The organism is Natrarchaeobius halalkaliphilus (assembly GCF_003841485.1).
Classification (GTDB): Archaea; Halobacteriota; Halobacteria; order Halobacteriales; family Natrialbaceae; genus Natrarchaeobius; species Natrarchaeobius halalkaliphilus.
Map to the genome: position 1 here is coordinate 77,292 of NZ_REFY01000005.1, position 21,717 is coordinate 99,008.

Below are 21,717 nucleotides of genomic sequence, written 5' to 3' on the forward strand. Positions count from 1 at the left end.
TGCTAATAAATTTTTGCTCGGAATTCGGTCCGTCGCACGAACCGAACGAAACAGCCCCTGAACCGGGAGGCGGCCACCGAGTTAGGCGAGAGTCACCATCGGTGTCGGTCGGATCGTTCGCTTCCGAAACTCTCATTTGGGGAAAATATTTAAGACGGCTCCTCCTGATTACGTGAATAGATTATGCAGTTCCCACGGGAGAAATCACTCGAGCGGCTACGTTCGGTGGTAGAGAGCGGCCAACCGATAATCGGCGCTGGTGCGGGAACGGGGATCTCGGCGAAGTTCGCTGAGCAGGGCGGCGTCGACCTCCTGATAATCTACAACTCCGGGCGGTACCGGATGAACGGACGAGGGTCACTGGCCGGGTTGCTACCCTACGGCGACGCGAACGAGATCGTCGTCGAGATGGGACACGAGGTGTTGCCGGTCGTCGAGGACACGCCCGTCCTCGCCGGCGTCAACGGAACCGATCCGTTCCGACAGATGGACGTCTTCGTCGAGGACCTCAAACGGCGCGGGTTCTCCGGCGTTCAGAACTTTCCGACCGTCGGCCTCTTCGAGGAGGGAACGCAGTTCCGTCGGAACATCGAGGAGACCGGAATGGGATACGACAAGGAGGTCGACATGATTCAGGAAGCAGCCGAACAGGACATGCTGACGTGTCCCTACGTGTTCACCGAGGAGCAAGCGCGCGAAATGGCCGAAGCGGGTGCCGACGTCGTCGTCTCGCACATGGGGTTGACGACGTCGGGTGACATCGGTGCCGAAACGTCCCTCGGACTGGAGGAAGCCGCCGAGCGCGTTCAGGCACACCACGACGCCGCCAAAGCGGTTAATGACGACATCATCGTCATCTGTCACGGCGGGCCGATCGCCTGGCCGGACGACGCCGAGTACGTGCTGCACAACACCGACGGCGTGGTCGGATTCTTCGGCGCGTCCAGCCTCGAGCGGCTCCCGACGGAGGAGGCGATTCGAAACCAGGCCCGCGAGTTCAAGGAAATCGAGTTCTGATATGACGGTCGTTATCGTCGGAACGGTCGATACGAAAGGCGAGGAGATCGGTTTCGCCCGGGACGTCCTCGAGGCCGAAGGGGTCGAGGTTCACGTCGTCGACACGGGGGTCATGGGCGAGCCGTCGTTCGAGCCGGACACGTCCGCCGACGCGGTGGCTCGAGCCGCGGATACCACGCTCGAATCTCTGCGCGAGGACGCCGACCGCGGGCGGTCGATGGGTGCCATGAGCGAGGGGGCGGCCGCCGTCGTCGAGCGCCTCCACGAAACGGGCGACTTAGACGGCGTGCTCGGACTCGGCGGCTCGGGGAACACGTCCATCGCGACGACGGCGATGCGGGCGCTTCCCGTCGGCGTGCCGAAGCTGATGGTGTCGACGATGGCGTCGGGCGACGTCGAACCGTACGTCGGCGCGAAGGACGTGACGTTGATGTACTCCGTCGCGGACATCGAGGGACTCAACCGGCTGTCCCAGCGGGTGATCGCCAACGCGGCGCTCGCGATGGTCGGCATGGTCACCAACGAACCGGACGTCGAGATCTCGGATGCGCCAACGATCGGAATGACGATGTTCGGCGTTACCACGCCGTGCGTCCAGACGGCGAGGGAGTACCTCGAAGAACAGGGATACGAGACGATCGTCTTCCACGCGACCGGAACCGGCGGTACCGCGATGGAGAATCTCATTCGTCAGGGGGTCATCGACGGCGTTCTGGACGTCACGACCACCGAGTGGGCGGACGAGTTCGTCGGCGGCGTTCTGAACGCCGGCCCCGATCGTCTCGACGCCGCCGCGGAGACGGGGACGCCGCAGGTGGTCTCGACCGGCGCGCTCGATATGGTCAACTTCGGTCCGAGAGAGTCGGTTCCGGACGAGTTCGAGGGCAGAGAGTTCCACATTCACAATCCGCAGGTGACGTTGATGCGGACGACGCCGGAGGAGAACGCCGAAATCGGGGAGATCATCGCCGAGAAGCTCTCGGCCGCGACCGGTCCGACGGCCCTGTTCCTGCCGCTCGAGGGCGTCTCCATGATCGACGTCGAAGGCGAGGATTTTCACGACCCCGAAGCGGACGCGGCGCTGTTCGACGCGCTGCGGACGGGGCTCGGAGAGAACGTCGAACGGATCGAACTCGAGACCGACGTCAACGACGACGAGTTCGCGCTGGCGATGGCGAAGAAACTCGACGAGTACATGCGCGAGACCGGTCGCGCGTAGCTCGGTCCAGTGCCGCCGTTTCGCACGACTCGAGGACGGTTTCGGGCGAAAACAAAACCCCGTACCGATTACGGTTCGAGGACGACGCGGAACCTGGCGTCACCGCTTTTCATGCGGTCGTAGGCGACGTCGGCCTCCTCGAGTGGGTACCGCTCCACCTTCGGCGCGACGTCGTGGAGCGCGCTGAACGCGAGCGCATCTTCCGAATCCGCTGCGGTTCCCGACGACCAGCCCGTGATCGATCGCTGATTGTCGATCAGTTCCAGCACGTCGACGTCGACCGACTCGTCGGGAACGCCGAGCGTGATCAGTTCCCCGCCGACGCCGAGCCCGGAGACGACGGACTGGATCGCCCGGCTGTTCGGCGCAGTCGCCAGGACGACCGACGCACCTCCCAGATTCGCGAGTTCGTCTCCCGGATCCCGCGATCGGGCGTCGACGTAGTGATCCGCACCGAGTGCGTGCGCGAGCTCGCGCTTTTCGGTCCCACGGGAGATCGCGACGGTTTCGAATCCGGCGGCGCTCGCGAACTGAATACCGAGGTGACCGAGTCCACCGATGCCCTGGATACCGACGACGTCTCCGTCCCGCGTGTCGGCAAGCTGGAGCGATCTGTACGTGCTGACGCCCGCACAGAGCAGCGGTGCGGCCGCCGTCGAATCCAGTTCCTCGGGAACGCGAGCGAGCGCTTCGGCCGACGCGACCACGTACTCGGCGTAGCCCCCGTCCCGATCGATACCGGTGATCTGCTCGTGGCGGCAGTTGATGAAGCGTCCTCGTCGACACGGATCGCAGGTGAAACAGTGGCTCCCGTGCCAGCCGACCCCTGCTCGGGTGCCCGGCTCCCAGGTCTCGACGTCCGATCCGACGGCGTCGACGCGACCGACGATCTCGTGACCCGGAATCCGCGGGTACGTGATTCCGTCCCAGTTCCCCTCCTTGACGTACGAGTCGCTGTGACAGACGCCGCACGCCTCGACCTCGAGACGCACCTCGCCGTCGCCGGGGGCTGGTCGCTCCCGGTCGACGCAATCGAACGATCCGCCCGCCGACTCGACCTGAACGGCTCTCATACACGTATCACGTCCGATCACCTTTTCGGTAATCGAGTAAACCCTCTCGATCCTCCGTAATAGTTATTCCGCCAAAGGGGCCCAGGACCGCTCGTGATCACGTCGTCGATTTTCCTCGCTACCACAGTAGAAACACTTAAGTCTACGAGAGAGTCAGTTAGTGACACATCGCTTACTAGGTGTCCAGAGATGAAACTCGCAACTTTTGAACCCCCGGAAGAGGCTTGTCTCGATCAGCGCGTCGGATGTTACGACGACGACGCGGAGACGCTAGTCGACGTGACCGCCGCGTACGCGACGTTGCTCGCGAATCGAGGGGAGCAGTGCCCCAACGAGATCGCACGGGCACACGCACCGACCGACATGATCGCGTTCTTAGAGCGCGGAGAGCGGGCGACGGACGCGGCCGAGGAGGCGATCGAGTTCGTCCGAGAAACCGGTGGCGGTACCGGAATCGACGGACGCAGACTCGCGTACGACCTCGACGAGGTGTCCCTCCTCAGTCCCGTTCCCAATCCGACGTCCCTTCGCGATTACATGGTCGTAGAAGAGCACGTTCGGAACGCACTCGGCGACGACATCCCGGAGGAGTGGTTCGAATTACCGGTGTACTACAAGGCGGACAGTAACTGTATCGGTCATCCCGACCAGGATATCGAGTGGCCGAGTTACACCGAGGAGATGGATTACGAGCTGGAACTCGCCGCGGTTATCGGGAAAGAGGGACGCGATATCGCCGCGGAAAACGCCGACGAGTACATCGCCGGCTACACCATCTACAACGATCTGAGCGCTCGAGATATGCAGTTCCGGGAGATGGAAGTAAATCTCGGTCCGTCCAAGGGGAAGGATTTCAACGGCTCGAACGTGCTGGGCCCCTTCCTCGTCACTCCGAATTCGATCCGGATAGACGACGTCCGGATGACGGCTCGCGTGAACGGCGAGGTCTGGTCGGAGGGGACGCTCGGAGCGATGCAACACTCGTTCGCGGAAATGATCGAACACACCTCCCAGAGTCAGTATCTCTACCCGGGCGACGTGCTCGGGAGCGGAACGATCGGGATGGGGTGTGGACTCGAAATGGATCGGTATCTCAGCCGCGGCGACACCGTCGAACTCGAGGTCGAAGGTATCGGCACGTTGCGAAACCGGATCGTCGAACTGTGATCCGCTGAGAGCGTGACCGCGTCGACAATTCCGCGATCGGCCGCCTTATCCGATGTGCGAAGCAGAAATGGTCGTTGCGACGGCGTCCGTCTTATTCCTGTACCCACACCGTCTTCTCGTTCACGAACTCGTGTATCCCCTGCTGGCTCAGTTCGCGGCCGTACCCGGAGTCTTTGATTCCGCCGAACGGCACCCTGGGGTCTGATTTGACGATCTCGTTTACGAAGACGCAGCCGGCTTCGATTCGACCGGCCAGTCGTTCTCCGCGCTCGAGGTCCTCCGTCCAGACCGATCCGCCCAGTCCGTACCGGGTCCGGTTCGCGATTTCGATCGCTTCTTCGGCGTCGTCGGCGCGAATCACCGCGGCGACGGGACCGAACGTTTCTTCACTCGCCGCCGGACAGTCCCGCGGAACGTCCGTCAGGACCGTCGGCGGATAGAAGTGACCGTCTCCTTCGAGCGGCTTTCCACCTGTTACGACCGTCGCACCGGCTTCTCGACTCTGTTCGACCTGCTCGTGTAACTCCTCCATCAGTCCCGCTCTCGCCTGGGGTCCGACGTCGGTCGATTCGTCGAGCGGATCTCCCACCTCCAGTTCCCGAACTCCCTCCACGAACCGATCGGTGAACTCGTCGTAGACCTCGTCCACGACGACGAACCGCTTTGCGGCGATACACGACTGGCCGGAGTTCTGATTTCTCGCCGTTACCGCCGTCTCGACGGCCGACTCGAGCGGCGCGTCTTCGAGCACGACGAACGGATCGCTGCCACCCAGCTCGAGGACGGTTTTCTTGAGCTCGCGCCCGGCCGTTTCGGCCACCGCTTTGCCGGCGAACTCGCTTCCGGTTACCGTCACCGCTCGTACCCTCGAGTTCGTTATCACGTCGTCAACTTTACTCGAACCGATGAGCAGCGAGGAGAACGCGCTCTCCGGGAATCCGGCTTTTTCGAACACTTCTTCGATCGCGAGCGCACAGCCGGGCACGTTCGACGCGTGTTTGAGAACGCCGACGTTGCCGGCGGCCAGCGTCGGGGCCGCGAACCGAAACGCCTGCCAGAACGGATAATTCCAGGGCATGACGGCCAGAACGACTCCCAGCGGCTCGTATCGGACGTACGCTTTGGCCTCGGGAACCGTCCCGATCACCTCGTTCTGGAGCAACTCGATCGCTCGTTCGGCGTAGAACTCGCACCCCCAGGCACACTTTTCGACCTCCGCGACCGCCTGCGAGACGGGTTTCCCCATCTCTCGAGTGATGAGTTCGGCGTACTCCTGCTTGTTGTTCCGGAGAATCTCAGCCGCGTTCGCCAGTAGCTGCTGGCGCTCTCGGATCTCCGTCTGGCTCCAGTCAGCGAACGCCCGATCCGCCTCCTCCAGGGCGGTCTCGACTTCGCCGTCGGTGTACTCGGCGTAGCTATCGATAGTCTCCTCAGTAGTTGGATTGACGCTCTCCATATTCCGGCGGATACTACAGAGGCAAAACACCTAACGCTTCCGCAACGAACCCCGGCCCGCGGACCGCATGGTCCAGCCTCGTCGACTCCTGGTGAAGCCGCTGTACACCGGTAATTTTATACATTTGTTGATGAAACACAACGGTGGACAGTAGCGTCCCATAGTAATGATTGGAACTGCACACCACTACGGCGTTACAGTATCGAATCTCGACGACGTGTTGCCGTTTTATCGCGATACCCTCGGCCTCGAGGTTATCTCTGAGGGGCACGTAGAACGCGACACGGAGGATAGCGAAAAGTTCGAACACTTCGTCGGCGTCGACGGCGCGGTCGACGTCGAGGTCGTTTTCCTCGATGCGGGCGGCTGTCAGATCGAGTTACTCCAGTACAACCATCCTCCGGGCGACGACGCTCACGGCGCGAACAACAACGATGCGGGCGCTTCGCACTTTTGTCTCGAGGTCGACGACATCGACGCAGTCTACGAGGAACTCACCGACGAGGGGATCGAATTCATCTACGAACCGATCACGCTCTCGAAAGGCGTTCGCGTGGCGTACATGTACGATCCGGAAGGCAACGTCGTGGAGCTCTCCGATCGGTCGCGGATGTGAACGGATCTACAAAAGATTCAAGTGTACTACGGATAACCAATACATATACAAATGAGTATGATATTCGACGGTGAGTTCGAGACTCACCGTGCTCCCGACGAACTGTGGACCTACTTCGCCGATCCCGATATCGTTGCGGACTGCGCGCCCGGAATGGAAGAGATGAACCACATCTCGGATTCGGAGTACGAGGCCACGATCACCGTCGGCGTCGGCAGCGTCAAACCAACGTTTTCGGTCGATGCGACCGTACTGGAGATGGAAGAGCCGGAAAAGTTGGTGATGAAAGCCGAGGGTAGCGGCGGGCGAAAAGGAGCGTTCGACGCCGTATCGAGGATGGAAATGACCGAAAGCGAGGACGGGGGAACGATTCTTAAGTGGGAGGCCGAAGCAAACGTTTCCGGTATCATCGCCAGTCTCGGCCAGCGTGCCCTCGGAAGCGTGGCGGAACGACTCATCGGTCAGTTCTTCGACTGCATGGAGGGGAAGGTGGAAGAAGGGGTGGATGCGACGCCTCGGATGGCACCGAAACCGGACGTCGAAGCCGATCTCGACTGAGCGGATCGACGAATTCGTCTTCGGTAACCTCTTCGAGGCACCACTGGGGAACTCTGCCCGTCGGTTCCTTCTTTCACAACCGGACTACTTTTGTCCCGTGATAACGGATTTCGGGTCACATGGCACAACACTGTCCGGTCTGTGGAGACGTCTTCGAACACGTGCGACGAGAACGGCCCGAGGATCCGTCGTCCCATCCGGATGCGATTCCGGGCCCCAATGCGTCGATCGAAGTCGAGGATCTCTGTCGAACCGACGACGACGATCAGTGGGACCGCATCTGTCACAAGGCCGCGATCGAACGCGCCCACGGATCGATTATTCCCGTTCTCGAGGTTTTCTATCACTACTACGGCGACGACTGACCGTTATCATTCCCCAGCTTTGGAGGCCTCGCCCGCGATAGTTCGGCTGGTTCGTCGCCGTCCCGAACTCACGCTGACGTCCGAGAGTGGTGCGAGTGTCATCAACAGGCAAAGATTTATGGTTCAGGTGATACCAATTCTACCCTGTATCATGAAATCAGAACCGTTCGTGTATCATTCACCGGTATCGGTGGAGGAAGTCGTATCGTTGATGAACGAGCACGATCACGCCGAACTCGTCGCCGGGAATCAGTCGCTCGCGATCCAGATGAACAACCGATTAGCGACGCCGGATCACCTGATCGACCTCAACGACGTGGACGACCTCGCGTACCTCGACGAGCGTGACGGCGCGATCGAAATCGGTGCGATGACGACTCACAACACGATCGCAGAGTCGGACGTCATCGACCGAAAGTTGCCGATCCTCTCGGAGGCTGCACGGCAGATCGCCGGTCCGTCGGTCAGGAACGTGGGAACGCTGGGCGGCGGCATCGGCGAGGCCGATCCGGCGGGCAACTATCCGACCGTGCTGACCGCACTGGACGCGACGATCACGCTCACGTCGGAATCCGGCGATCGCTCCGTCGGCGTCGATGATTTCTTCATCGCGTACATGATGACCGAGGTCGGTGAGAACGAAATGATAACCGGTGCCACCGTTCCGACCGACCCGTTCCCGATTGGCCGGACCGGAATGTCTTTCCTCGAGCTCAAACGCGTTTCACACACCTGGCCCAAACTGAGCGCGGCAGGGATCGTCCGAGTTGACGATCCGACCGCGAGCGAGCCTACCGTCGAGGAGGCGCGTCTAACATTCGCCAACGCGTCGGACACGCCGCTTCGAGTCGAGGCAGCGGAGAGTGCGATCGAAGGAACGTCGCTGACCGACGATGCGCTCGACGAAGCAGCAGGGATCGCGATGGATAGCGCCGATCCGGCGGACGAGATGCAGGCCGAGGCCGAGTACAAGGAAGAACAGGTTGGTATCTTCACCGAGCGTGCGCTTCGAGAGGCGTACGACCGAGCTCTGGACCAGTAGTACGTATCAAACACCGCGTTCGGACCACGCAACCGTTCAGTCACCATCCGATTCACGCGAAACAAAAGACGAGGTCGAACTGACCGCACGCAGGAGTCACGTACTCTTCAGCGAAAAAACTAAGATGCCTGGAAAGAAAAACAGAACCTGTGCGTTAAACCATGATAGACAATACCAGTGATCGGCCTACGCAAGAGATTACTCTCACGGTCAACGGGAACGAAATTACGGAGGAGGTAGAGCCTCGACACAAATTATCGGACTTCTTGAGATATCGGGCCGATTCGACGGACGTCAGAGTGGGTTGTGAACACGGTGCGTGCGGAGCGTGTACCGTCGAGGTAGATGGAAAGAACGTGAAATCGTGTATGCTCTTTGCCGTTCAGGCCGACGGTTCTGACGTTCTGACGTCGACGGGTCTCAACGAAGACGATGGGCTGGGTCCGATTCAGGAGGCCTTCCACGAAAACCACGCGCTTCAGTGCGGATTTTGCACGAGCGGGTTCATCATGGCGACGAAGGAGTTGTTGGAGAAAAATCCCGATCCCGACCGCGAGGAGATCGTCGATGGTCTCTCGGACAACATTTGTCGGTGTACAGGATACGTGAACATCATCAAAGCGGTGGAGGACGCCGCCGACCGAATGGATACGGTAAGCCAGGCTACGGGTGACGACTAACCATGAGCCAAGCAGAAGAATCCAAAGCTGAGCGGATAAAAGAGGTAGAGGACCAAATCTCGAACCAGCCGACGCCGCAGAACTACGTCGGCTCGGAGGTTCGACGAAAGGAAGACGAAAAAATACTGAAAGACCACCGGGAGTACGTTCAGGATCGAAATCCACCGAACGCGGTGCACGCAGCGTACGTTCGAAGTCCGCACCCTCACGCAGAAATCAAGGATATCGACACGAGCGCGGCGGAAGAACACGACGAGTGCAAACTCGTAATGACCGTCGACGACTACAGAGACGCCGGCTACGCGCCGATGCTCTGCGGTATCCAGGAGTGGGCGGAGTGGCCGCTGGCCGACGGAAAAGTGACGTACGTCGGACAGTGCGTCGCGATGGTCGTCGCGACCGACCGATACGTCGCTGAGGACATCGCGGATCTCGTCGAGGTCGACTACGAGCGTCTCGATCCCCTCGTCGACGTCATGGAAGCCAGGGATTCCGACAACGTGCTCTACCCGGAGCTGGGGCCAAACGCCCCCTCCAACGTCGCGTTCGATGAGACGTTCGAACTCGGCGAGCCCGACAGGGTGTTCGAGGAGGCTGATCACGTCATCGAAAAGGAGTTCGACTGGGAAAGCCGCGCGTCCGGGGTTCCTCTCGAGACGCCGTCGGCTCTCGGAACGTGCAACATGAATCCCGAGGACGGGGAGGAAAAATTCCACGTCTGGTCGAACCAGCAACTTCACACCTGGGCCGACGTCGCAATCTACGCCGCCCTCGATCAGCCGCGTGAAGAGGTTCGCGTCGAAGTTCCGTTGACCGCTGGTGGAAGTTACGGGACGAAACACGCGACCGTGTACCGTCACGCCGTGCTCACCGCCGTCGCCTCCGAGATGGTCGGCGGAAACCCGGTCAAGTACGTCGAAGATCGCATCGAGGACCTACAGGGCGGTGACAGCGCCTCGACCGATCGACACTACAAGGCGAAGATCGCGTTTACCGACGACGGTGAGATCCTGGCCAACGACTTCTGGCTCGCGGACAATTTCGGAGCGTTCCCGCGGTTCATCTGCACGAATCAGGTCCTGAAGCCCCTGGCCATCGTCAACGGTCCATACGACGTCGAGCACGCGCGCTACGAGTACGAGATCGTCTGTACGAACAAGATGCCCCAGACCTCCTACCGCGGCTTCGGAACGCCCGCACACAGCTGGGTGTGGGAGATGCTGATGGACGAAGCGGCGGACGTCCTCGATATGGATCCGACGGAGATCCGGCTGAAGAACTTCATCGACGAGGAGGACATGCCGTACAAGACGCCGTCGGCCAACGTCTACGGCGAAGGGGACTACTCGAAGACGGTCCAGAAAGTGTGGGATCTCGTCGAAGACGAGAAGGACGGTGGACTCCTCGATCCGGACCGGATCGAGGAGCTTCGTGAAGAGGGCATTTACCGCGGTTCCGGATCCGCGCTGGTGCTCGAGCCCGGTCTCGGCTGTTACGACTACCACACGCGCCAGTTCGTTCCGCGCGACGAGCTCGCGACGTACTACACCCCGGAGAACCGTGACTTCAGCGACGTCGTAACGATGGCGGAACCCCTCGAGGCCTACATTCGGACGGACGGAAAGGTCGTCGTGAAGATTTCGTCCGACGATCAGGGTCAGGGTCACCAGACCATCGCGTCGCAGATGTTGGCCGACGAGCTCGGGATCACGCCCGACGACGTCGTCGTCCCACAACAGGACAACCTCGACGTCGCCAGCGACGTCGGGAGCGCGTCGTCGCGCATGGCTACGGTCATGTCGAGTGCCGCGATCGGTCTCGGGGAAAAACTGCGCGGCCAGCTCGAGGAACTCGCGGCCGATCACTGGGGTGTCGATGTTGAGCAGGCCGAGTTCGACGAAGGCGGCGTCAAATTGCTCTCGGCCGAGGGCGTCGACCCGGTCGACAAGCGCCACGCCGAGCGTCTCGAGCAGGAGTTCCTGACGCTCACTGAGCTCGTTCACATCGACAAGATGATGGAAACCGGAGACTCCCACTTCAAGCCGCAGGCCGAACTCAAGACGTACGTGTACTACGAGTACCCGGACGTCGCCTACGAGAACAAGGAGTACTTCGAAGAAGCGATGATTCGAAAACGGCCCACGTATCCCAGCATCTCCTTCGCCGCTAACGTTCCGATCGTCGACGTCGACGTCGAAACCGGCGAGATCGAGATTCAGAAGATCTACTCCGTCCGCGACTCCGGACGCATCATCAATCCGATGATCGTCGAAGGCCAACACCACGGCGGTATCATGCAGGGTGTTGGTGCAGCCCTGCAAGAGGAGTTCGGGTACACCGAGGACGGTCAGCCGCAATCGACGACGTTCTTCGACATGATGCTGCCGAGCATCGAGAACGTTCCCGAACTCGAAATCGAAAAGCAGGAGACGTGGTCCGTGTTCTCGAAATCCGGCGCGAAAGGGGTCGGCGAAACCGGTATCATGGACATTCCCGCGAGTCTCGCACACAGCGTCAACGACGCGCTCAAGCCGATCGACGTCACCGTCGAAGAGATGCCGATGACGCCGAATCGTGTTCGAAGCTGGGTCAGAAACTCCGAAGACGCTCCCGAACCGGCAGACGACTAGGTCGGATTCCCGTTCTCGAGTTGTCGATACTCACTCCCTCGAATCGAACGTTGCCGCGATTCGACGCCCGAAATTGAGGAACGTAGCGGTCGTTTTCCGTCCGGCACCGTTACACACCTCGAGCTAACCGATCGGACGTCGTCGTCGTCTCGAGACAATCGGTGCGTTTTCCGTCACCACTTGGCTATTAATTACGGACAAATAGTATTAGATAGATTATCACTCCTCCCATAACATTTAGTGTGATTGCAACCAACAGGAGAATATGGGAGATGATAGCATCAACCCAGCAATTATCAAAGCTCGTATTGTCGACAATATGGCCGTCGCCCGAGAGTACAACACCGAACTCATCGCGCGTGAAACGGACATCTCGACCGAAAAGGCCCAGGAGTATCTCGAGGAACTCGCCCGAGAGAACCGGATCCGAAAGCGCGAGAACGAGACGGGCGAAAAGTGGGTTCTCTTTCAGTAGCGTCCCCGCGACGAATAGTGCTCACTACCCATGATGATCACAACGTACGCGACGACGAACGGTGACCGGACGCGCCGACCGGAGGCGTTTCTCCTCCGGGAGATGACTACCCGGTATCTTCGTCTACAGGCCGCTCAGAAAGAGGCAACGCATGTTTCCCGGTAACGACGTTCGACTGACCGAACACCAGTACTCGAACGGCCTCGCTGGAGCCGCGGTGGACCGGTCCGTTTCCGAGCGGAAGTCGTCCGCTGTGGTCCGTGCGGATGGCGGACGGGTCGAGACCGATACCTCCACCGACGGCCGGCTCGGCGGGACGACTGCTCCTCTCAGTATTCACGACGTGTTAGACGTCCTCCCGATGCCCGTCTTCGTTCTCGATGCGAATCATACGGTCGTCGCCTGGAACGCGGCAATCGAAGCGCTGTACGGCCGACCGAGAGAACGGGTGCTCGGAAGCGACGAGTACGTCGGGCGCGACGAGAACGGCGATCCGGTTCCGACGCTTGCCGACAAAATCGTCGAATCGCCACGAACCGTTCCGGACTTCGACGGCGCAGAGGCGTACAACAGTCCCTACATGGACGGTCACGTCTACACGGGTACCGCCACGATCCAGACCGCAAGCGGCGATGTCCGTCACTTTCGGTTGATCGGCGTGCCGGTATTTCGCGGCGACGAGGTGATCGGCGTCGTCCAGCAGTTCGAAGATCGAACCGACGTCGTCCGCCGACAGCGGAGTACGGAGGACGCCGTAGAGGAGGTGATGGCGACGCTGAGACGTATCGGTGAAGGCGACCTTTCGGCGCGGGCCGAACTGTCGGACGAACAACGACGGCACACCGACGACTACTTGCTCGACGTGGTCGAGGGGATCAACGAGAACGCGGAGGCGCTCGAGTCGCTGGTCGACGAAGTACGGCGCTCGACGGAGACGTTGACCGACCGGACCCGCGAGATCGCGGATCGAACCGAGTCGATTTCGGCGTTAGCTTCGCGCCAAAACGGAACGTTAGAACGGACGGCCAACGAGGTGAGCAATTTCAGCGCCTCGATGGAAGAAGTGGCCGCGACAGCCGATTCCGTTGCGGAGGCCGCAGAAAACGCACAACGGGCTGCTTCACGCGGCCAGCAATCCGGCGAGCAGGCGAGAGAGGCGATCGACGCCATGACCGAACAGGGCGAGCAGCTACTCGAGGTAGTCGGACGACTCGAGTCGAGAGTGAACGAGGTCGATCGGATCGTCGACGTGATCGACGAAATCGCCGACCAGACGAACATTCTCGCACTCAACGCGACGATCCAGGCCGCCAGAACCGGCGAGGAGTCCGACGGATTCGCCGTCGTCGCACACGAGGTCAAACAATTGGCCGAGGAGACGAAGTCGAGGACCGACGAAATTGCAACTCGCATCGACGACGTGCAGACGTACACGCGACAGACGTCAGAGGCGGTCGAGGACACCGATCGCCACATCGAACGGAGCACCGAGACGATCGACGAAGCGCTCGTCGCGCTCGATCAGAACGCGGCCGCCATCACGGACATCGCCGACAGCATTCAAGAAGTCGCGGAAACCAACGATCACCAGGCCTCGACCGCCGAAAACGTCGCGTCCGCTATCGAGGAGGTACGTGACAGAGCTAGCGAGATCGAGTCCGCGAGCGAAGAGATCACCGACCTGGTCAGCGAGCAGCGAGATACGACCGACTCCCTCTCGGAGCAAGTTATGGAGATCAGCACCGGCGGCTCGCGGCGATAGCGTTGGCACAGGGGGTGACGACCGTCGACTACGGCTTCGCAATCGGACGATCGCTCGTGATACTGCGCATAGACGTGATGAGGGCGATGATGGGTCCCTTTCGTGCGCGGATCGTTCACTCGAGATGTGGGTTCCCCGAAGCTATCCGCGGTGTCTTCCCGGCGAATCACGCAGCCGCTCGAGGCACCGTTTACGCTCGCGTACGGCGGTCGACACTCGCGTCCGGAAGAACATTTATGAGGGTGTACCGTAGAGTTGTTCTATGGGGAATATCGTTTACGACAGTGACCTGGTCGAGCAATCGATTTCGGACGGGTTTCACGTCACTCGAATCGGGCGGAACGATCTGATGAGCATCCAGCGCTGGGTGTGCGACCCCGGCGGATCGTTCCCCGAACATTCGCATCCACATCAGCAAATCGGCTACGTGTACAGGGGCGAAATGCACGTCTCCATCGACGGAGAGCAGTACGTTCTCGGTCCGGGTGATACCTACATCGTCGAGGGAAACGAGACCCACGCCGGAACTAACGAGGGCGACGAACCGGCCGAAGGCGTCGATATATTCAGTCCACCGCTGAAAGACTCCGACTGGATCGGCTGATTTGTCACGACGCGTCGCTCGGATTACGTTTCGGGACCTCCCCGGAGGTAACCGGTACGATTTAATCCGCGCGTCCACTATCGACCGGTATGGACACCGACGAACTCGATCCGTGGAGCGCGACGACTGCGGAGCTGTATCGCACGCTTCGCGCCCGATTGGACGGCGACGATCCCGCGGTGCTGGCCACGATCGTCGACGTCGACGGCTCGGCGTATCGTCGACAGGGTGCGAAAATGATCGTCGTTCCCGGCGACGACAGCTACGGCTCGATCACGGCCGGTTGTCTGGAAGGCCCAGTCGTCGATCTGGCGAACGCCGTGTTAGACGAGGGACGTGCCCGCGTCGAGACGTTCGACCTCATGAACGGCGACGAGTGGGGCCTCGGCCTCGGCTGTAACGGCGTGATCGACATCCTGCTCGAGCCCCTCGACAACAACTTCGGCGTCGCGCTCGACGCGCTCGCGAACGATCAGCCGGTGACGGTTCTCACGGCGGTCGAATCGTCCGATGGGAACGTAACGGTTGGCGATCGAACGGTTCTCGACTCCGATCTCTCGTCCCTCGGCGACGCCGACCGGAATCGACTTCCGTCCGAACTCGTCTCGAACGAGTCGGACGTCGTCGAGTCGCTTCGCGAGTCTGCGAGCTCCAAGGCGGTACAGCTCGAGACGTCTGCCGGAACCGTATCGGTATTCGTCGATCACCTGGAGCCGGTTCCCGAACTGTTACTCTTTGGCAATCAGAACGACGTTCATCCGGTTGCGCGGATCGGCCGAGAAGCCGGATTTCGCGTCGTCGTCGCGTCGTCTCGCGGCTCGCGATCGGACGGATCCGACTTCCCGTACGCCACCCGGGTGGTCTCGACGCATCCGACGGAGATCGACGAGGCGGTTCGCGCGCCGGAGAACACGTACGCCGTCCTGATGTCGCACAACTTCCTCGACGATCGGCTGGCGCTCGAAACCCTCCTCGAGGGGACGTCAGTCCCGTACGTCGGCCTCATGGGGCCGCGAAAACGATTCGAGGAAATGCAGACGGAGTTCGAACAGGAGGGCGTGCAGCTGTCCCAATCCCAGCTAGAACGCGTGAGCACCCCCGTCGGTCTCGATCTGGGATCGGACGAGCCGATCCAGATCGCACTCAGTATCGTGAGCGAAACGCTCGCCGTCCACAACGATCGAAACGGCGGCCGATTGAAATGCCGAGAGGGTCCGATCCACGAACGCGTGACGACGCCGTAGCGGGTCGACCAACGCGATTCGTGACCCGACCGATTCTCATACGGACTATCGTAAGCCATTGCCGGTGGGACCGCGACCCGTCTGCGGTCCCAGCGGTAAATCGTTACAATAGACCGTATCACTCCTCGAGCCCCGGCGGCGGACCGCCCGGGAGACGATCACGGTCGTGATTGGGTTCGAAGTCGAGTTGCGGGCCCACCGGAGCGACCGCGAGCCGTCCTGCGGTCGCTCCGGTAAAAAGTCACAGCAAACCGTATCGGTCGTTTCGAGCTACTGGACTGCGACGCCCGAGTATCGCCTCTCGCCGGAACAATTATATTCGAGTCGGCTGATCCCATCCGTATGTCGAACGAGAGCTATCACCTCGTCACCGTCGACAACATCGAAGCGGAACCCGATCGTCCCGATATCGAACCGGAGCCGGACCCGACCGCGGACGCGTTCTCGATTAGCGCGGAAACGGGCCTCGAGATTCTCGGCCTCCGAACCTACACTGCCGAGCCGGGCGAACAGCTCCCGCTCGCCTACCACTACCACGAAACCCAGGAGGAGGCGTTCTACGTGCTCGAGGGGACGTTGCACGTCGAAACGCCGGGGAAGGAGTACGTCGTTCGACCGGGCCACCTCTTCGCCGCCGAGGGGGGGAGCCCACACCGGGCGTACGTACCCGAGGGAGCGACGGAACCGACCCGCGTGCTCGCGATCGGTGCCCCATCCGACGATGCGGGACGGGTCTACGATCCGAACGACGACTCGTGAGATGGGTCAGTCTCGATCGTCCCCGTCACACCGTCAGAACACTTTTTACCCTGTCGAGTAACGTCCAATACCATGTGGGATCTCCCCAGTCGAAACGTCGTGCTCACCTGTTCCGTGACGGGCGCGATTCACACGCCAACGATGTCCCAGCACCTTCCGATAACTCCGGACGAAATCGTCGACGAGTGCGTCGCGGCCAGCGAGGCCGGAGCGTCGATCGTTCACGTCCACGTCCGCGATCCCGAAACGGGGGAGCCGACCTCGGACCTCGAGCTATTTTTCGAGGTTGCGAGGCGAGTGAGCGACCGAACCGACGTCATCGTGCAACCGTCGACCGGGGGCTCCCCGACGATGGAACCGGAAGAACGGGTCGCGGTCGTTCCCGAACTCGAACCCGAGATGTGTTCCTGTAATATGGGATCGATAAATTACGCGCTTTACCCGCTCGCAGAGCGATACGACGACTGGAAACACGAGTGGGAAGCGGACTACCTGACGGAGACGAAGGACTCGATCTTCAAAAATTCGTTCGAAGACCTGGACGTCTTCCTGAACACCATGCGTCGACACGACACCGTGCCGTGTCTCGGCTGTTACGATGTCGGCCACCTCTACAACGTCCGTCGTTGTCTCGATCACGGGTGGCTCGATCCGCCGATATATCTCGAGTTCGTGCTCGGAATCGACGGTGGTATCGGGGTCGATCCGGCGAACCTTACGCACATGAAGGCTGTGGCGGATGAGCTGTTCGGCGACGCGTACTCGTTTTCGGTGATCCCAACGGGGACGATCCCGTTTCCCCTCGCGCTTCAATCCGTCTCGATGGGGGGCCACGTTCGGGTCGGACTCGAGGACAACCTGTACGTCGAGGAGGGGGTTCTCGCGACGAGCAACGCCGAACTCGTCTCGAAAGCGGTCGACCAGATCAATTCGCTGACCGACCGGGAGCCGGCGACCTCCGCCGAAGTTCGGGAGTTTCTCGATCTGAAAGGTCGATCACAAACCGCGTTTTCGTAGGTGACGGCACCCAAATCAAACGGATGAGAGCTTCGACTGCCGTTTTCGAGGTCGTCGCCACAGCGGGACCGACGCGCTGTTGTGCGACGGTCGGTCGCGGGTCAGCGTCGGATCGCCCGCGATTGCACGCGCCCGGGGGAGTCGACGTCGAACCGATCGCCGAGAGAAACGGATTCGATCGTCCGGGGAAACTCGAACGAGGCTGCGTGCTCCCCGAGTACGGCCGGGTTCGCGCCGACGCCGCGCCACAGATCGTGGTGTACCGGCAGGAGCCGCTCGAGTTCCAGCTGATTTGCAGCTTCGATGAGCTGATTCTCGTCCATGTACCATCGCGTCCGTTCGATTTCGGTCCCGCCGGGAGCCGAGACGTTCCCGACGGATCCGAGCGCGAGCGCTCCCGCGTCGATGTCGAACTCGTCGGCAATCGCCGGAAACCCCTCGGAATCTGGACGACTGTCGCCGCCGTTGAAAAACGTCCCCGACTCGTGTTCGATGACGTACGAGACTTCGTCGATGGCAGCCGGATCGTTAGCACCGCGAACGTGGACGACGAGGTCGTCGATCCGTACGCTGTCGCCGGACGCGACCACGTGCTTCTTTTCGTCAGGAACGCCGATCTCGCCGTCGTACTGCGGGGAATCGTAACACGCTTCCGTCGCGTACACGTCGGCTCCGAGGTCGTCGACGAACGGCCGGTACGACGGCGGGTGCATGTGATCTAGGTGCTCGTGCGTGACCAACACCGCATCGCACTCGGTCGCGTCCGCCGGATCGAGCGGAACCGGAAGCATCCGGACGATGTTCGGCGGATCACCGTCACCGAAGTACGGATCGACGTACACGGTGGTCTCGGGGGTTCGCAACACGAATCCGGTACCGCCGATGTACCACATCGTTAATCCAAACGGTTCTACTGCTTCTATCTCGTCATTGACGAACCAGGTTCCCCAGTTCGAGTGAACCATGAGGCGTAGACGTTCACCACAACGATAAGGGTTTACGTGACAATCGATCGTTTTCCTCCGACGACACGGCGTCACCGGGAACCCGGTCGGTGATATCCGTCCCTCGCACCATCGGGAAACAACCGGGCGAGACTTTCACATCGAACGCACATCACTGCCACGAGACGATACGAAACCACCGAGTCGAGAGTACGCGACCGAGCTAGGGATACGCGATATTGATCTCCAGTTCGTTCGCCGCGCCGACCAACAGATTTTGAATCTCCCGTTTGAAGTTGTCTCCGGACATACGACCCGACGGCCCGGAGATACCGAGCGATCCCTGGATCGCTCCGCTCGACCCTTTCACCGGTACGCTGACGGTGCTCAGTCCCTGTATATACTCCTCCTCCGCGAAGCCGACCCCTTTCTCGCGAATTTCCTCTAGCTCCTCGTCCAGTTCCTCTCTGGTCGTGATAGTTTCCGACGTCAACTCCGGTAATCCTCGACATTCGATAATCTCCTCGACCTTCCGCTCGGGTGAGTGCGCGAGGATGACTTTTCCGGCGGAGGTCGCGTGCATGGGGATGCGTTTGCCCTGGTGGGAGTTAGCTCGAACGGCGGTTTCGCCGATCGCCCTGTGGACGAACACCGCGTATCCGTGCTCTTCGACGATGAACTCGGCGCGTTCGCCGGTTTCCTGCGCTAACTGTTCGACCTTCGGTTTCGCCAGCTTGTAGACTTCGGTTCGGTTTTGTGCAGAGTCTGCAAGCTCGAGAAATCGCAATCCGACGTAATAAAAGTCGCCCTCTTGCGTAATAAACTCGTTCTTCTTCAGGGAGGACAGATACCGATGGGCCGTGCTATTCGCGAGATCGAGTTCGTCGGCGACCTCAGAAACCCGAGCTCCGTCCAGCTCTTTCAGCGTTTCGAGTATTCGAGCCGTGCGGTCGATCGTTTTCACGTTGCTTTGATCGGTGGTTCTGATCGCCATGTGAACCATATTAACACACACCATACTAAAAGTTTCTCACAGTGGGAACGAGCGGTGTCCTTCGGAACCGTCTACCGGGTCGACGAGTACGCAGTCATCGCAATCGAATCGTTCGTGAACGGTTTCGATCGCGCCGACGGCTTTTCTCGAGTCGGTGAAGTGGTTCCTCGCCCCCGAGCGTCGCACAGCAACGGTAAACGGAAACGTCGGTCCGCATCCATTTCGGTGGCCATTTTCATTTCTACGCTTCGATCGCTATTTTCTATCGTACGCAATACCGCCGATTACCGAACCCCCTCTCGTCGTTCGGCTAGGGACTTTTCGATCTCTCGTCGGCTCCCGTGGCCATCCCGAAACCGAGATTCAGAGACGCAATCACCATATTCGTGAGTTATGCTGACAACCATCACTATTTAATGTTCCACGTCGTGGAGCACGGTACCCGTCGACGGACGACCGGACTCGGCGCGGCGACGACTATTCGCGTGTATACCGCCTCGAGCCGGAGTTTACTACCGTCTCGTACGTCGATCCGCTTCTCGATCGGATTTCGTAGCCCGCTCTCGAGATGTGGGATGGGCTATCGATTGTCACTCCGGCCGCTTCAGGCGACCGCTCGCCGTACGATTCCGCGGATTCGAGCCGACGACGTACATCCGGGATTCGCCGTCGGCGGCAACGAAAACCGGTCTCCCAGTCGAGTTACACGTGTACTTTTGTAATCGACGGTTTCAAAACTCAACATATGGAATACTATGTCGGTCATCTTCCGAAGACTCTGCTATTGTCACTGGTCATCATTCAACGATGGTTTCGTACACGAACGACGCGTGGAAATAACGGCCTTTCGGCCGTCAACGGCGTGCTCGAATCGACCGTTTTCGAGATGCGAAATCGGAGTGAACGACCGCGAGTTTCCCGTCACGGGACGAACGCGCGGGCGACGTAACGCTATCCGGTCGGCACATGTCGTCCGTGGATTCTCTTTCCGACCGGGGAGACGATTTCAGCCACGAATGTTCGTTCGTTTTCTCCCCTTCAGCCCGAAGAACTCGCGCGTTTCTGATGTAGTCGCGATCTCGCGTCCGGTCAGATCATGGGTCAATCGTACCACTTTCTCGACGAGATCTGCGTTGCTTTTCGCAAGTTTCCCCGATTCGAGGTAGAGGTTGTCCTCGAGTCCGACTCGAGCGTGACCCCCCATCTCTACCGCCTGTATCGCTCGCGGAAACTCGTGGCGGCCGGCTCCGAGGACGGAAAACGAGTACTCGTCTCCGAACAGTTTGTCCGCGATGTGGACCATGTGCGTCAGATTCTCCACGTCCGGGCCGATGCCACCGTGTATTCCCATGACGAACTGGAAATGAAGCGGCGTCTCCAGCAGCCCCCGCTCGACGTAGTGTTTCACGTTGTACAGGTGGCCGACGTCGTAACACTCGAGTTCGGGCTTCGTTCCGTGTTCGTTAAAGATCGGAAGGATCGTGTCGAGGTCTTCGAACGTGTTGTGAAAAATCAGGTCCCGGCTCCCCTCCAGATACTCCCGTTCCCAGTCGTGCTCGAACTCGTCGTATTTCTCGAGTATGGGATACAACCCGAAGTTGATCGAGCCCATGTTACAGGAGGCCATTTCGGGTTCGAGCTCGGGGACGACCCGAATTCTCTCTTCGGGTTTCATCGTGGGCGCACCCCCCGTCGTCGGCTGGATAATCACGTCACAGGCATCGTGTATTCGACCCGCGACGTCACGAAAGAGCTCCAGATCGGTCACCGGCTCCCCCGTTTCGGGATCGCGAACGTGCAAGTGGATGATGCTCGCACCGGCCTCAGCCGCTGCGATCGCCTCTTCGGCAATTTCCTCCGGTTCGATCGGCAAGTACGGTGACATCGTCGGTACGTGTATCGCCCCGGTCACCGCACACGTAACGATCACCTTGTCAAACGAGCGCATGCCGGCTCATACTGTACGCGTTCAGATAGATCTTCCGGTGGATACGACCCCGAACCGGCGAAACCGTCGGTGTAGCCGCCGCCCATTTCCGGATGCGATCCGACTGAGACTCGACCCGACGTTTCGGCACCACAACAGTTAACTACG

At 60.4% G+C, this 21,717-nt stretch carries 20 protein-coding genes; 15 read left to right on the forward strand and 5 right to left on the reverse strand.

The window, feature by feature from the left end; genetic code table 11:
* The first annotated feature begins 183 nt into the window (after positions 1 to 183).
* A complete protein-coding gene (locus EA462_RS13100) occupies positions 184 to 1,017 on the forward strand; it encodes a phosphoenolpyruvate hydrolase family protein (protein WP_124179031.1) in 834 nt (277 codons plus the stop codon).
* 1 nt (position 1,018) lies between these two features.
* Entirely contained in the window at positions 1,019 to 2,236 is a 1,218-nt protein-coding gene (locus tag EA462_RS13105; protein ID WP_124179032.1) for a Tm-1-like ATP-binding domain-containing protein, read from the forward strand.
* Positions 2,237 to 2,304: 68 nt separating this feature from the next.
* Here EA462_RS13105 and EA462_RS13110 read toward each other — a convergent pair whose 3' ends face one another.
* Positions 2,305 to 3,309, reverse strand: a complete 1,005-nt coding sequence (locus tag EA462_RS13110) for an alcohol dehydrogenase catalytic domain-containing protein (protein ID WP_124179033.1) — start codon at positions 3,307 to 3,309, stop codon at positions 2,305 to 2,307.
* Between the two features lie 189 nt (positions 3,310 to 3,498).
* Between EA462_RS13110 and EA462_RS13115 the strand changes: the two genes are divergently transcribed.
* Complete coding sequence (locus tag EA462_RS13115; RefSeq protein WP_124179034.1) at positions 3,499 to 4,476, forward strand: fumarylacetoacetate hydrolase family protein; 978 nt, start codon at positions 3,499 to 3,501, stop codon at positions 4,474 to 4,476.
* A gap of 91 nt (positions 4,477 to 4,567) precedes the next feature.
* Here the strand turns inward: EA462_RS13115 and EA462_RS13120 are convergent, their stop codons facing one another.
* Positions 4,568 to 5,932 (reverse strand): NAD-dependent succinate-semialdehyde dehydrogenase, encoded by a 1,365-nt coding sequence (locus tag EA462_RS13120; RefSeq protein ID WP_124179035.1) that lies wholly within the window; start codon positions 5,930 to 5,932, stop codon positions 4,568 to 4,570.
* Between the two features lie 166 nt (positions 5,933 to 6,098).
* Between EA462_RS13120 and EA462_RS13125 the strand changes: the two genes are divergently transcribed.
* From EA462_RS13125 to EA462_RS13180, 12 genes are all read left to right on the forward strand, one after another.
* A complete protein-coding gene (locus tag EA462_RS13125) occupies positions 6,099 to 6,548 on the forward strand; it encodes a VOC family protein (protein WP_124179036.1) in 450 nt (149 codons plus the stop codon).
* A 51-nt stretch (positions 6,549 to 6,599) separates the two neighbouring features.
* Complete coding sequence (locus tag EA462_RS13130; RefSeq protein ID WP_243641422.1) at positions 6,600 to 7,106, forward strand: CoxG family protein; 507 nt, start codon at positions 6,600 to 6,602, stop codon at positions 7,104 to 7,106.
* Between the two features lie 119 nt (positions 7,107 to 7,225).
* Positions 7,226 to 7,471 carry a hypothetical protein gene (locus EA462_RS13135; protein WP_124179037.1) on the forward strand — a complete coding sequence of 82 codons (246 nt, stop codon included), beginning with the start codon at positions 7,226 to 7,228 and terminating at the stop codon, positions 7,469 to 7,471.
* 151 nt (positions 7,472 to 7,622) lie between these two features.
* Entirely contained in the window at positions 7,623 to 8,513 is an 891-nt protein-coding gene (locus EA462_RS13140; RefSeq protein ID WP_124179038.1) for an FAD binding domain-containing protein, read from the forward strand.
* Between the two features lie 161 nt (positions 8,514 to 8,674).
* Positions 8,675 to 9,193, forward strand: a complete 519-nt coding sequence (locus tag EA462_RS17905) for a (2Fe-2S)-binding protein (protein WP_124179039.1) — start codon at positions 8,675 to 8,677, stop codon at positions 9,191 to 9,193.
* A 2-nt stretch (positions 9,194 to 9,195) separates the two neighbouring features.
* Positions 9,196 to 11,823, forward strand: coding sequence for a xanthine dehydrogenase family protein molybdopterin-binding subunit (locus EA462_RS13150; RefSeq protein WP_124179040.1), 2,628 nt, complete (start codon positions 9,196 to 9,198; stop codon positions 11,821 to 11,823).
* A gap of 265 nt (positions 11,824 to 12,088) precedes the next feature.
* Positions 12,089 to 12,298 carry a hypothetical protein gene (locus EA462_RS13155; RefSeq protein ID WP_124179041.1) on the forward strand — a complete coding sequence of 70 codons (210 nt, stop codon included), beginning with the start codon at positions 12,089 to 12,091 and terminating at the stop codon, positions 12,296 to 12,298.
* 151 nt (positions 12,299 to 12,449) lie between these two features.
* Complete coding sequence (locus EA462_RS13160; RefSeq protein WP_124179042.1) at positions 12,450 to 14,060, forward strand: methyl-accepting chemotaxis protein; 1,611 nt, start codon at positions 12,450 to 12,452, stop codon at positions 14,058 to 14,060.
* A gap of 262 nt (positions 14,061 to 14,322) precedes the next feature.
* Positions 14,323 to 14,664 carry a cupin domain-containing protein gene (locus EA462_RS13165; RefSeq protein WP_124179043.1) on the forward strand — a complete coding sequence of 114 codons (342 nt, stop codon included), beginning with the start codon at positions 14,323 to 14,325 and terminating at the stop codon, positions 14,662 to 14,664.
* A gap of 89 nt (positions 14,665 to 14,753) precedes the next feature.
* On the forward strand, positions 14,754 to 15,908 hold the full coding sequence (locus tag EA462_RS13170; protein ID WP_124179044.1) for an XdhC family protein: 1,155 nt from the start codon (positions 14,754 to 14,756) through the stop codon (positions 15,906 to 15,908).
* A 342-nt stretch (positions 15,909 to 16,250) separates the two neighbouring features.
* Positions 16,251 to 16,667 carry a cupin domain-containing protein gene (locus tag EA462_RS13175; RefSeq protein ID WP_124179045.1) on the forward strand — a complete coding sequence of 139 codons (417 nt, stop codon included), beginning with the start codon at positions 16,251 to 16,253 and terminating at the stop codon, positions 16,665 to 16,667.
* A 72-nt stretch (positions 16,668 to 16,739) separates the two neighbouring features.
* Positions 16,740 to 17,684 (forward strand): BKACE family enzyme, encoded by a 945-nt coding sequence (locus EA462_RS13180; protein WP_124179046.1) that lies wholly within the window; start codon positions 16,740 to 16,742, stop codon positions 17,682 to 17,684.
* A gap of 101 nt (positions 17,685 to 17,785) precedes the next feature.
* On the opposite strand, the gene EA462_RS13185 is transcribed toward EA462_RS13180, so the two are convergent.
* From EA462_RS13185 to EA462_RS13195, 3 genes are all read right to left on the reverse strand, one after another.
* The gene (locus EA462_RS13185) at positions 17,786 to 18,649 is read right to left on the reverse strand and encodes an MBL fold metallo-hydrolase (protein ID WP_124179047.1); all 864 of its coding nucleotides are present in this window, start codon (positions 18,647 to 18,649) and stop codon (positions 17,786 to 17,788) included.
* Between the two features lie 202 nt (positions 18,650 to 18,851).
* Positions 18,852 to 19,622, reverse strand: a complete 771-nt coding sequence (locus EA462_RS13190) for an IclR family transcriptional regulator (protein WP_124179048.1) — start codon at positions 19,620 to 19,622, stop codon at positions 18,852 to 18,854.
* A gap of 1,006 nt (positions 19,623 to 20,628) precedes the next feature.
* Positions 20,629 to 21,570 carry a BKACE family enzyme gene (locus EA462_RS13195; protein ID WP_124179049.1) on the reverse strand — a complete coding sequence of 314 codons (942 nt, stop codon included), beginning with the start codon at positions 21,568 to 21,570 and terminating at the stop codon, positions 20,629 to 20,631.
* Between the last annotated feature and the right edge of the window lie 147 nt (positions 21,571 to 21,717).